12 protein-coding genes are annotated in these 11,893 nt (G+C 75.4%); 6 read left to right on the top strand and 6 right to left on the bottom strand.

The features are described from left to right. Positions 1–68 precede the first annotated feature (68 nt). From ACN268_RS05045 to ACN268_RS05030, 4 genes are read left to right on the top strand one after another with little or no spacing between them, the layout of a single operon-like run. The gene (locus ACN268_RS05045; protein ID WP_421481955.1) at positions 69–962 is read left to right on the top strand and encodes an ABC transporter ATP-binding protein; all 894 of its coding nucleotides are present in this window, start codon (positions 69–71) and stop codon (positions 960–962) included. A 1-nt stretch (position 963) separates the two neighbouring features. After that, positions 964–1,695, top strand: coding sequence for an ABC transporter permease (locus ACN268_RS05040; RefSeq protein ID WP_421481954.1), 732 nt, complete (start codon positions 964–966; stop codon positions 1,693–1,695). A gap of 21 nt (positions 1,696–1,716) precedes the next feature. After that, entirely contained in the window at positions 1,717–2,868 is a 1,152-nt protein-coding gene (locus ACN268_RS05035; RefSeq protein WP_421481953.1) for a sensor histidine kinase, read from the top strand. After that, positions 2,865–3,470: a response regulator transcription factor gene (locus ACN268_RS05030; RefSeq protein ID WP_421481952.1), complete on the top strand. Its 606-nt coding sequence runs from the start codon at positions 2,865–2,867 to the stop codon at positions 3,468–3,470. The genes ACN268_RS05035 and ACN268_RS05030 overlap by 4 nt, the downstream gene beginning before the upstream one ends. 25 nt (positions 3,471–3,495) lie before the next feature. Here the strand turns inward: ACN268_RS05030 and ACN268_RS05025 are convergent, their stop codons facing one another. The 3 genes from ACN268_RS05025 to ACN268_RS05015 form a co-directional block, all read right to left on the bottom strand. Beyond that, positions 3,496–4,092 carry a GNAT family N-acetyltransferase gene (locus ACN268_RS05025; protein WP_421481951.1) on the bottom strand — a complete coding sequence of 199 codons (597 nt, stop codon included), beginning with the start codon at positions 4,090–4,092 and terminating at the stop codon, positions 3,496–3,498. Between the two features lie 3 nt (positions 4,093–4,095). Then, positions 4,096–5,226 carry a winged helix DNA-binding domain-containing protein gene (locus ACN268_RS05020; RefSeq protein WP_421481950.1) on the bottom strand — a complete coding sequence of 377 codons (1,131 nt, stop codon included), beginning with the start codon at positions 5,224–5,226 and terminating at the stop codon, positions 4,096–4,098. A 106-nt stretch (positions 5,227–5,332) separates the two neighbouring features. Beyond that, a complete protein-coding gene (locus tag ACN268_RS05015; RefSeq protein ID WP_421481949.1) occupies positions 5,333–6,559 on the bottom strand; it encodes a sensor histidine kinase in 1,227 nt (408 codons plus the stop codon). 168 nt (positions 6,560–6,727) lie between these two features. Here ACN268_RS05015 and ACN268_RS05010 point away from each other — a divergent pair, with 168 nt between their 5' ends. Beyond that, positions 6,728–6,946, top strand: a complete 219-nt coding sequence (locus tag ACN268_RS05010) for a hypothetical protein (protein ID WP_204924325.1) — start codon at positions 6,728–6,730, stop codon at positions 6,944–6,946. Positions 6,947–7,006: 60 nt separating this feature from the next. On the opposite strand, the gene ACN268_RS05005 is transcribed toward ACN268_RS05010, so the two are convergent. The 3 genes from ACN268_RS05005 to ACN268_RS04995 all read right to left on the bottom strand — a co-directional run bounded on the left by ACN268_RS05005 (position 7,007) and on the right by ACN268_RS04995 (position 9,513). Further along, positions 7,007–8,020 carry a MerR family transcriptional regulator gene (locus ACN268_RS05005; protein WP_421481948.1) on the bottom strand — a complete coding sequence of 338 codons (1,014 nt, stop codon included), beginning with the start codon at positions 8,018–8,020 and terminating at the stop codon, positions 7,007–7,009. Positions 8,021–8,024: 4 nt separating this feature from the next. After that, complete coding sequence (locus ACN268_RS05000; RefSeq protein ID WP_421481946.1) at positions 8,025–8,687, bottom strand: HEAT repeat domain-containing protein; 663 nt, start codon at positions 8,685–8,687, stop codon at positions 8,025–8,027. Positions 8,688–8,772: 85 nt separating this feature from the next. Then, on the bottom strand, positions 8,773–9,513 hold the full coding sequence (locus ACN268_RS04995) for a YqjF family protein (RefSeq protein ID WP_421481945.1): 741 nt from the start codon (positions 9,511–9,513) through the stop codon (positions 8,773–8,775). 354 nt (positions 9,514–9,867) lie between these two features. Here ACN268_RS04995 and ACN268_RS04990 point away from each other — a divergent pair, with 354 nt between their 5' ends. Next, the gene (locus ACN268_RS04990; protein WP_421481944.1) at positions 9,868–11,883 is read left to right on the top strand and encodes a phage tail sheath family protein; all 2,016 of its coding nucleotides are present in this window, start codon (positions 9,868–9,870) and stop codon (positions 11,881–11,883) included. Positions 11,884–11,893: the final 10 nt, after the last annotated feature.

Genomic DNA, 11,893 nt, shown 5'->3' with positions numbered 1-11,893 from the left:
ATTTGTCCTGGCCGGACGGGTATCGCCGGCTCTGCCCCCGGCAGCCCCGGCTGCCTAGCGTGACGGGCATGGATGACACCGCGGTACGCCTGACCGGGCTCACCCGGCGGTTCGGCCCCGTCCGGGCCGTCGACGGGATCGACCTGACCATCGCGTCGGGCAGCACGGTCGCCCTGCTCGGCCCCAACGGCGCCGGCAAGACGACCACCCTCTCGCTCCTGCTCGGCCTCGCCCCACCCGACGCCGGAACGGTGACGCTGTTCGGCCGGTCACCGGGCGAGGCGGTCCGGGCCGGCCAGGTCGGGGCGATGGTGCAGGACGCCGGTTTCGTCCCCGGTGCCACCGTGCGGGACCTGGTCGCCCTCGCCCGGGGGCTGTATCCCCGGCCGCTGGACACCGCCCGGGTGCTCGCGCTGGCCGGGCTGACCGACCTGGCCGACCGCCGGCTGGACCGGCTCTCCGCCGGCGAGACGCAGCGGGCGCGGTTCGCCTTCGCGTTGGCCGGTGACCCGGACCTGCTGGTCCTGGACGAGCCCGGCGCGGCGCTGGACGTCGCCGCCCGGCAGGCGTTCTGGACGGCGATCCGCCGGTACGCCGCCGACGGTCACACCGTCCTGTTCAGCACCCACCATCTGCACGAGGCCGACGAGCACGCCGACCGGGTGGTGCTGCTGGCCGGCGGGCGGGTGGTGGCCGACGGCCCGCCCGCCGAGATCCGGGCGGTGGCCGGCGGTCGTACGGTGGCCTTCGACCTCGCCGACGGGTCGGTGGCGGGCCTCGACCTGCTGCCCGGCGTCCGGTCGGTGCAGGTCCGGGGCGGTCGGGTGGCGCTCGCCACCGACGACGCCGACGCCACCGTGCTGGCGCTGGCCGCCGACCGGGGTTTCCGGGGCCTGGAGGTCACCGGCGTCGGGCTGGAGGCGGCCTTCCTCACCCTCACCGCCGCAGAAGGGAACCACTGACATGCGCGCCTATCTGCGCTTCGAGCTACGTCGCCTGGCCCGGGAGCCGCGGCTGGCGCTGTTCACCGTGCTGGGGCCGGTCGTCACCTACGTGATCTTCTCGGGCCTGCTTCCGGCGGGCGACCGGCTGGAGGGCGTCACCGCCGCCGCCGCGCTCATGGTCGGCCTGGCCGGCTACGGCGCGATGGCCGGGGTGCTCTCGGTGGGCTCGTCGGTGGCCCAGGAACGCGCGGTGCGCTGGCTGCACCAACTGCGGGTCACCCCGCTGTCCCCCCGCCGGGTGGTCGCGGTGAAGGCCCTGGTCAGCACCGTGAGCGGGGTGCCGTCGCTGGTCGCGGTGGGCATCGCCGGCCGCCTCCAGCACCACGTCGAGCTACCCGCCGGCAGGTGGGCGGCCCTGCTGGTGCTGATGTGGGTGGGCACGGTGCCGTTCGCGCTGCTCGGGCTCGCCATCGGGTACGGCCTCACCCCGCAGCTCGCCCAGCCGGTCAACTTCCTCGCCTTCCTCAGCCTGTCGGTGCTCGGCGGACTGCTGGTGCCGGCGGAGTACTTCCCCGACCTGCTGCGGCACCTGGCGCACACGCTGCCGACGTACCGGTTCGCCGAACTCGGCTGGCGTACGGCGGCCGGCCTGGCCCCCGAACCGACCGGACTGGCGGTGCTCGCCGGCTGGACGGTGGCCTTCGGCGTGCTCGCCGCGGTGGCGTACCGCCGGTCGACCGCGCGTCGCTGAGATCCCGCTACGGTGTCGACCATGTCCGGTGCCACGATCGCGGCTCCCGCCACCGGCCGCCGCCGACGGGGATTGCTGCTGGTGGCGTCGCACACGCTCTGGTTCTGGCTGCTGCTGCCACCGTCCACCGCGATCGCCCACGGGCAGGTACGCCCGACGGCGGTCGCGGCGGCCGGGCTGGTCACCTTCGCGCTGCTCTACCTCGCGCTGGTGGCGGTGCCGGTGGCCGACCTGGTGGTGCCGCCCGTGCTGTTCCACCTCGGCCTGTTGGTGTTCGCGGCGCTCGGGGTGGGCCTCGCGGGCGCGTACGCCGGCGGCCCGGAGGGCTGGCTGATCCTGCTGACGTACGTCGCGACGGCCGGTGCGGTCGGGCTGGTCCGGCCGAGCCGGGGGTTCGCCTGGGTCGGCGGCAGTGCCGCTGCCGTCCTGACGATCGGGCTGGCGCACCGGGTGCCGGTCGGTGACATCGCCGCCTCGGCACTGATCACGGTGCTGGCAGGCGCCATGACCCTGGCGTTCACCCGGACGGCCCGACTGGTGGCGGAGCTGCGCCGCACCCAGCAGGAGCTGGCCCGGACGGCGGTCGAGCAGGAGCGGCTACGGTTCGCCCGGGACCTGCACGATCTGCTCGGCCACACACTGTCACTCGTGGTGGTGAAGGCGGAGGTGGTGCGCCGGCTCGCCCCGGCCGATCCGGCGCGGGCAGCGGCCGAGGCCCGGGACATCGAGCGCATCGGCCGTACTGCGCTCGCCGAGGTGCGCGAGGCGGTCACCGGTTACCGGGACCGGAGCTTCGGTCGGGAACTGGACGGTGCCCGGACCGCCCTCGCCGACGGCGGAATCACCGTCACCGTGCGGCAACCCGGTCGGCCGCTGCCGGTGGAGGCGGACGACGCGTTCGGCTGGGTGCTGCGGGAAGGAGTGACGAACGTGCTGCGGCACAGCCACGCGTCGCGTTGCGAGATCGAGGTGCGCGTCGACGCCGAGGAGTCGGTGCTGACCATCGGCGACGACGGTGTCGGCGGCCGGGTCGAGCCGGGCAACGGCCTGCGGGGTCTCACCGAACGGCTCGCACGGGCGGGCGGGGAGCTGCACGTCACCTCCGTCCGTGGCGGCGGTGTGCGGCTCACCGCCCGGATTCCCACCGGCCCGGACGGGGCGGCGCGCGGATGATCCGGCTGCTGCTCGCCGAGGACCAGGGCATGATGCGCGGCGCACTGGCCCTGCTGCTCAACCTCGAACCCGACATGGAGGTGGTGGCCGAGGCCGGCACCGGCACCGCCGCGTTGGCGGCGGCCCTGCGGGTCCGCCCCGACGTGGCCCTGTTGGACATCGAGATGCCCGCCGGCAGCGGGCTGGACACCGCAGCGGCGTTGCGGCGGCAACTGCCCTCCTGCCGGGTCCTGATCCTCACCACGTTCGGGCGACCCGGCTACCTGCGCCGGGCGATGGAGGCCGGGGCGCGAGGCTTCCTGGTCAAGGACGGACCGGTGGAGGAGTTGGCGGTGGCGGTCCGGCGGGTGCTGGCCGGTGAGCGGGTGATCGATCCGGCGCTGGCGGCGGCGGCCCTGGCGACCGGCCCGAACCCGCTCACCGAACGGGAACGGGAGGTGCTCGTCGCCGCCGTGGACGGTGCCACGGTGGCTGACGTCGCCGCCCGGCTGCACCTGTCGGAGAGCACGGTCCGCAACTACCTGTCGGCTGCGATCGGCAAGACGGGCACCCGCAACCGGATCGAGGCGGCCCACACCGCCCGCGCCAACGGCTGGCTCTGACCGGCCCTGGCCCGGGGTGCCGGGGTCAGCCGGCCGGCCGATCGCCCCGGATGCGGGCGTGCAGGTGCATGTCGTGCCGACCGTCGGCGTGCACGGCGTCGCTGCGTTTGGTGCCCTCCAGCCGGAACCCGGCGCGCAGCGCGGTCCGGCAGGAGGCGACGTTGCGGGTCGAGTGGTCCAGGTGCAGCCGGTGGAAGCCCGCCCCGTCCAGCGCCCAGCCGGCCAGCGCCGTCAACGCCCGGGAGGCCACCCCCGCCCGGCGGGCGGCGGGAAGCACCCAGTACGCGCACCCGGCGACACCGTCGTCGAGATCCATGCCGGTCAGGGCGATGCGGCCGAGCACCTCGACGCCGTCGCGGGTCACCGCCCAACTGGCGCCGGTCTCCCCCGCCCAGGCCCGGCGGTAGCCCTCGAACCACTCCTGGACCTGACTCTCGGAGGCCGGATGACGGGTGTGCCAGTGCCGGATCTCCGGATCGCGGTAGGCGGCCAGGAACACCGGGGCGTCGGACGGCTCCCAGGGACGCAGGAGCAGGCCCCCCGGCGCGGCGAGGGTCGGCTGCGCACCGGTGGCGAGGGCCCCGGCGGGAATCGCCGGTGGCGTGGAGAGAGGGACCCGCACGCCTCATCCTCCCCCGGTGCCGTGGGCCGGTGTCAAACGCCGCCCGTCGACGTCGACGTCGACCCGGGCGAGGCCCCGGTGCGCGGCGAGGCGTTGCGCCTGCGCGACGATGCCGTCGTGGACGGCGGCGGACAGCCTGCGCCACGGCTGGACGGCGAGCGTCAGCGTCCGGCCGGCCTTACGGGGCCGCCAGGTGCCGACGATCTCACCGCCGGCCAGGACGGCCCCGGGGCGGCCCAGCACCGGCCACAACTGCTTGGCGTGGGCCGCGTCCGGCACCAGGGTCGCCCGGTCCCGCGCCTGCAGGAACAGGTCGAACGGGCCGAGCAGGCGCACGGCGGTGGTGTCGGCGGCACCGGCGAGCGCCGACTCGTCGGCGGCGAGCAGCGAGCGGGCCTCCCCGTCGACCCGTACCTCGACCACGTCCTGCGGCCAGCGGGCCCGCACGTCCCGGACCGGGGCGTCGAGGTAGTCGGCGACCTGCTTGGGGGTGGCCGGGCCGAGCAGCCGCAGGTAGGCGCGGACCAGGTCGAACCGGTCGCCGGGCGGGGCGGCCCGGGTGAATCCGGGGATGCGGTGCAGGACCGGTGGTGAGGTGCCGGGGCGCAGCTCCAGCCCGGCCCGCACGGCCGCCAGCCGGAACGGCATCTCGTAGAGGTGGGTGGCGGCGCAGGGACGGCAGAACCGCAGGTAGGGCTCGGGCAGCAGCTCGGCCAGCCGCCCCGAGACGTCGCCCTTGACCGTCGGGGTGGTGACCACCGCCCGCATCCGCGCCGCCACCTCGTCGAGGGCGGCCAGGTTGCCGATGCCGGCGGCCTTCAGCGGCCGGGCCGCGTCGTAGAGGCGTTTGCCCGCGTCCGCGTCGGAGTACGGCGCGACCGCCCCCGCCACCTCGGCCACGTCGGCGCGACGGTAGAGATGCGGCGCGCCGCGGACGGTCCAGAGCAGGATCAGGTCGTCCGTGACCGGTGCCGTCACCTCGACCCCGCGCAGCGCCAGGGCCCACCGGCCGCCGTCCGGGCCGGTGTCCTGCACCCCGATGTCGAGTACGGCGGTGTCCGCCGGGGTGCCCTCGGCCCGGTCGAGCTGCTGCGCCCCGACCCGGAACTGCATCACCTGACGGCGGTCGATCATCCCACCAGCCTAGGTGCCACCCCCGACAATGCCTGTCAGTCACACCCGACCTCGAGAGCTTCGGCGCGTCCGTGACGCCCCGCTCGTCGGCGGACACCGGCGGCGATCACGATCCGCACGGCAACTCCACCTCCAGTCTCGTCGGTCCGCCCGGTGGGCTGGTCAGCGTCATCCGGCCGTCGTACGCCCCGACCCGTCGACGGATGCCGGTCAGCCCCGAGCCGCCGCCCTCGTCGGCGTCGCCGTGCCCGTCGTCGGTGACGGTCACCAGCAGCCGGTCCTGCTCGCGACGGACGGTCACGTCGACCCGGCCGGCGCCGCTGTGCCGGACCACGTTGGTCAACGCCTCCGCCACCACGAAGTAGGCGGTGGCCTCCACCGAGACGGCGCAGCGGACCGGCACGTCGACGGTGAGGTGGCAGGGCACCGCGCAGCCGCCGGCCAGGCCGGCCAGGGCACCGGTGAGGCCCCGGTCGTCCAGCACGGGCGGCAGGATGCCCCGCACCACCGTACGCAGCTCACCGAGCGCCTGTTCCGCCGCGTCCTGCGCCTGCCCGAGGATCTCGTCGGCCCGGGCCGGGTCCCGCCGCACCGCCCGGCGGGCCGCCCCCAGCAGCACGCTGACCGCGACCAACCGGTTCTGGGTGCCGTCGTGCAGGGAGCGTTCGATGCGGCGCAGTTCGACCGCGTGGGCGTCCAGCGCCGCAGCCCGGGTGGCGGTCAGCTCGGCGACCCGCAGTGACAGGTCGAAGCCCGGCGGTGGGGGCAGCAGCCACCGGCCCGGCCGGGCCTGCAGGCGGGCCAGCACCGGACCGAACGCGACCGTGGCGGCCAGCCAGCCGAGACCGAGCAGGCCGACCAGCAGCGCGTCGGCCAGCCCCTCGACGCGCCACCAGACGATCCCTGGCGCGCCGGCCCCGGGCGGCAGCAGCCGGTACCACAGCGGGAACGTGAGGTCCTGCACGGCGTAGAGCGGCAGGGCCAGGCCGAGCAGTCCGCCGGTCAGCCCGGTGACCGCGTGCAGCGCGACCCAGCCGAGTTCCCGGCGGACGAACGGGTCACGCACCGCCACCCGCAGCTCGGCCGGCACCGGACCCGGAGCGGGGATCGTCGCGCCCCAGCGGGACAGCCGGGCCCGCTCCCGGTCGGCCACCGTCCGTACCGCCCGCAGCGCGCCGGGTGCCGCCGGCAGTCCCACCCAGACCAGGCAGGTCGCCGCGACGAACACCGCCCAGAGCAGCGCGGCCAACGCCAGCAGTGCGGTGCCGAGCCCACCGACCAGGTGTTCGAGGGCGTCGACCGAGGCACGGACCCGGTCCCGCAGGTGTGTCATCGGAAGACCTCCCGCGCCAACATAGGCCACCGGACGGCCGGCCCGGCACCGTCGGTGCGGAAAGTAGCGCCTGCTGTACCAGCGCCGGTCGTGCTGGCGGGATCGTGTCCGACCCACCCTCGCGCCTAGCGTCGAACTGGTCGAACACCCGCCACCGAGGAGGCAGCCATGACCGATCCGTACCGTGTCGCCGACGCCCCGGCCGACCCGACGCACCCGGCGACCGACCGGCTCCGCCCGCTGCTGTGGGTGGTGCTGGTCGTCAGCCTCGCCGCCAACGCGGCGCTGACGACCGTGCTGGACAACCAGTGGGCCGGCTCCGCCTGCGGCCTGCTGGCGGTGCTCTGCGCCGGGACGCTGGTCGCCCGGCACCGCCGCGCCCGGTGACCGACGCCCGGGACGCCGGGCCGGGGAGGGGCCACCGGTCGGCCCGCCCCCGGCCGGCGTTCAGCGGCCGTCGGGGGCGGTGCGCAGGGTGAGCAGGTAGCGCGCGGTGAGCGCGACGGCCCGGTCGTCGTCCCCGGTCAGCCCGGCCAGGCCCCGGGACGTCGTGTCCCCCGGGATACCCGCGAGCGCCTGGACCAGCCGGCCGCGCGCCGACGCCCCGGCGTCGCCCCCGGTGAGCAGCTCGATCAGGCGGGCGGCGATCCGGTCCGCCGTGGCGGGATCGGTCGCCAGCACGCTGAGCGCGTCGGCGGCGTCGACGTCGTTCACCTGGGCGACGATCATGTCGATGAGGATCGGCACGGCGGCGGGCTCGCCACGACTGCCCAGCGCCAGCGCCGCGCACCTGCCGACCACGGGGTCCGGATGGCGCAGGGCGTCGCGGAGCAGCGCGGTGGCATCCCCACCCGGGATCTCGACGACGGCCCGGACGGCACGTTCCCGCACCTCGGCCGCGGGTGCGCCGAGCCCCTCCGCCAGCAGGGGCAGGGCGTCGACGCCCGCGCGGGCCAGCGCCCAGCGCAGCGCCCCGGCGACGTTCGGGTCGGCCTCGTCCAGCGCCGCCGCGACCAGCGCCTCCACCGGCACCGGCACCTCACCGACCGAGGCCAGCGCCGCACGCTGACGCTGGTCCGCGCGCGGTGAGCCCAGGTCCCGCAGGAGCGCGACCACCTGCAGGACGTCCTGCCAGTCGGCGGGTCCGGCCGCGTCGATCCGCCGCAGGCGGGTGAGCAGCTCCCGCTCCGCGGCGATCCGCGCCCGCGTCTGCCGGATGAGGTCGTCGACGAGTTCCGCAGGGGTGAAGGCGGGGTCGTCGAGCGCCCGTCCCACCGCCCGCAGCGGCAACCCCAGCGAGCGCAGGCTCTCGATGTGGAAGATCCGTCGAAGGTCCGCGTCGGAGTAGTCGCGGTAGCCGACGCCGGTACGACCGGTCGGTCGGAGCAGTCCGAGCGACTCGTAGTGCCTGAGCATCCGGACGCTGACGCCGCAGCGCCGTGACACCTCGCCGATCAGCACCGCCTCACCCCGGCCCGCCGGTCCCGCCGAGAGCCACGACGCGCGTCGCCTCCCCGAGGGAGAATTCGAATCCGGCGTCCGGGTCGCGCACCAGCCGCCGCGTGGCGGCGGCGTGGGCGCGTACCCGGGGGTCCGGGTGCGTCCCGGCGGCATGCAGGACCGTCGTGCCGGCCTCGCCGAGGGTGGCCAACGCCCGGCTGAGGCTCAGCCACGTCGCCTGGTCACCCCGCCCGAGCTGGGTGGCCAGCACCTCGGCCAGTCCGGACTCCGCACCCTCGGGCACCAGGGCGACCGCCGCCCGCCAGGCGCTGCGCGCCACCTCGTCGTCGGGATCGGTCAACAGGGCCCGGGTGACCGCCGGCCAGGCCCGCCGGTCCCCGATCTTGGACAGCGTGTGCAACGCCTGGCTGCGGGCCTGTGCCCGGGTCGACCCCAGGGCGGCGACGAGCCGGGGCACCGTCGCCTCCGGCGGGTGACGGGTGAGCGCCCAGGTCAGCATCTCGCGGACGGAGAAGTCCGGTTCGGTCGCGCAGCGGGCGACGAGCGGGTCGACGAACGCCGGGTCGGGGGTGGTGCCGATCGCCAGCGCCGCCCGCAGCCGCACCGACGGGTCCCCACCCGCCAGCCCCCGCAGTGCCCGCGTCATGTCCGCATCCGACCTGGTCATCCGGACCACCTCCCCGACGCAGTGTCGACCCTGACACCGTGTCAGGGTCAACCGGCGGCCCGCCGTGTCCGCCCGACCGGTGGGGTCACCGGGTGCGCAGGGCGGCAGGTGCACCGAACCGGACCGGCACGCCGGGTGAGTACAGCACGCTGACCGGCGGGCCGGTCGGCGTCGGCAGCCCGGCGGCGGTGACCAGTTCGTCGTCCAGGTGCAGCAGCTCGGCCCGGTGCAACGGCCACTGCGGATGCCAGTTCGGCACGTGCCGGGTGCGCCCGTACGCCCGGGTGTGCAGGCCCCACCGGGCGGTGAGGAAATGCTCCACCGGGGTCGGCCGGCGGATCGGCGCGCCCACCCGGACCACCATCTCGCTGGTCGTCCCGACCGGCCCCGGCCAGCGCCGACGACACCGGTAGCTGCGCAGGTCACCGTCGTGGTCCACCCGCATCGCCGACCACAGGTACGGCAGCCCCAGGGTGAGCCGGGCGACCAGCACCGGGATCAGCCGGGACGCGTCGAGGGAACGGAACACCACGGCCCGCCGACCGGTGGGGTCGACCGAGTAGAGCCGCACGTTGGTCTCCCGGAACGTCCCCAGGTACGGCAGGGCCGGCCCCCTGCCGAAACCGAGGCCGACCATCCGGAAGCCGATCAGTCCGACGTAGGTGGTTCCGTCGAGGGTGTCCGGACGGGTGCCGGCCGGCAGCAGCGGCGCGACGAGTTCCGGGGCGACCGCCCAGTGCAGGAACGTCAGGTCCGCCCACCGCTGGCGCAGCAGCGTACGGCGGAACGTCGGGGCGGGCGCGGGGGCGACGGGCTCGATCGGCACGCACCCATCCTGCTGCGCCGCCGCCAGCCGGTCAGGTGGTCGGCCTGTCGGGCCGTTCCCCCGGCGGCGGGGGACGCCGGATCCACCCCGTCCAGAAAGAGGGATCCGCCTGTCCAGGAAAAATGGCTTGCCCCGTCGGCGGACGGCACCAGCCGACGCCACGGGCACCTCACCGCACGTCCACCCGCGACAGCCTGGGCGCCGGACCGGTCCGGCGCGTCGATGTCCGACCGGGGAACGGGCGGTCGGGGATGTCGGGTAGTTGACGCGGCGTAGTCGGGTGCCCGCTAGAGGCGGGTGCGGGGTGAGCGGAGTGTGACATCAGCCGACCCGCCACTGCGAGACGAGGTAGTCATGCCCGTCACCCCGACCTATCCCGGCGTGTACATCGAGGAAGTCGCGAGTTCCGTCCGCCCCGTGATCGGCGTGGCGACCGGGGTGACCGCCTTCGTCGGGTACGTGCGGACCGGACCGGAGCACCGTGCCGTCCGGGTCAACACCTTCGGCGAGTTCGAACGCCGGTTCGGCGGGGTCGACCGCGACTCCGAACTCAGCCTGGCCGTGCAACAGTTCTTCCGCAACGGCGGGGCCGCCGCCCTGGTCGTGCGGGTGCCCCGCGCCGACGCCCGGGCCGCCTCGGTGACCCTGCTGGACAAGGTCGGCGCCGGGGCGAAGTCCGCGCTGCTGCTGGACGCGACGAGCACCGGCGCGTGGGGCAGCGGCCTGCTCGTCGACGTCGACCACGACGGCGTCACCGACGCCAAGTCGTTCAACCTCACCGTCACCGACACCGCCACCGGCGACACCGAACGGTTCACCGGACTGTCCGCCGACCCGGCCAGCGCCGCGTACGCGGTGGCCCTGCTCAACGACCCGGACCGGGGTTCGGCGCTGGTCCGGGCGCGCGCCGGGGCCTCCGGGGCGGGCCGGCCGGTGCCCAGCGGCACGGTCGGCACCGCTCTCGGCACCCCCACCGTCGACGCGGCGAAGAACTACCGGCTCACCGTGCAGCCTGACCGGCCCACCAAGCCGGACCCGAACGACCCGGCCAAGACCGTGCCGGCGGTCGCCCCGGTGACCGTGACCGTGCTGGACAAGGGCGAGCGGTTGCCGTCCTCCCCCGCCGGGGTGGCCGCGCTGCTGCAACGGAAGGTCAACACCGCGCTGGGCGCCGCCGACGGCGCGGCCGGCCTGCGGGTACGGGTGGTCCCCACCGCCGCCGGCGGGTTGCGCGTCCTCGGTGACGTCGACGCGGTGGTCGCCCCGGCGGCGGTCGACGCGGCCTTCACCGTCGCGGGTGTCTCCCCCTCCGGTGACGTCGCCGACGGCGCTGCCCTGCTGGGCCTGGCCGGGACGACCGCCAACGTCGGCCGGTTCAGCCCGCTGGGCGTCAAGCGGCTCGGTCAGGGCGACCTGGTCACCGGCTCCGACGGCACCACCCTGCCCGGCACCGGCGCGCTGATCGGCAGCGAGGCCGCCTACACCGGCATCTACGCGCTGCTCAAGACCGACCTGTTCAACCTGCTCTGCATCCCCGACGCCACCCGCGCCCGGCACGGCGACCCCGCCGCCATCGACAACGGGCTGGACCCGGAGGCCGTCTGGTCGGCCGCCTACGACCTCTGCGAGCGCCGCCGGGCGGTCCTGCTGGTCGACCCGCCGCCCGGGGTGGACGACCCGGAGCGCGCCCTGGACTGGATCAACCAACTCGGGGTCAAGGGCCCCAACGCGGTGGCCCACTTCCCCCGGCTGCGTATCCCCGACCCGACCGACGGCTTCCAGCCCCGCACCGTCGCCCCCGGCGGCACCCTCGCCGGCCTGTACGCCCGGCAGGACACCGAGCGGGGCGTGTGGAAGGCGCCGGCCGGCACCGAGGCGCAGCTGCGCGGGGTGACCAACCTGGTCTATCCGCTGACCGACGCCGAGAACGGGGTGCTCAACCCGTTGGGGCTCAACTGCCTGCGCACCTTCCCGGTGACCGGCACGGTCAACTGGGGGGCCCGCACCACCGCCGGCGCGGACGCGCTGGCCAGCCAGTGGAAGTACACGCCGGTGCGCCGGCTCGCCCTGTTCATCGAGGAGAGCGTCTACCGGGGCACCCAGTGGGCGGTCTTCGAGCCCAACGACGAACCGCTCTGGTCGCAGCTACGGCTGAACCTGACGTCGTTCATGCAGGACCTGTTCCGCAAGGGCGCGTTCGCCGGGCGGACGCCCCGGGAGGCGTACCTGGTGCGGTGCGACGCGGAGACCACCACCAGCGACGACCGGGACCGCGGCGTGGTCAACGTGGTCGTCGGTTTCGCCCCGCTCAAACCCGCCGAGTTCGTCATCGTGCGGATCCAGCAGCTCGCCGGCCAGAGCCCGTCCTGAGAGGTGTGAG

Source organism: Micromonospora sp. WMMD735 (assembly GCF_049178995.1).
Lineage (GTDB): Bacteria > Actinomycetota > Actinomycetes > Mycobacteriales > Micromonosporaceae > Micromonospora > Micromonospora wenchangensis.
The sequence above is the reverse complement of the archived record's forward strand: the minus strand, read 5'-3'. Positions and strand labels throughout refer to the sequence as shown.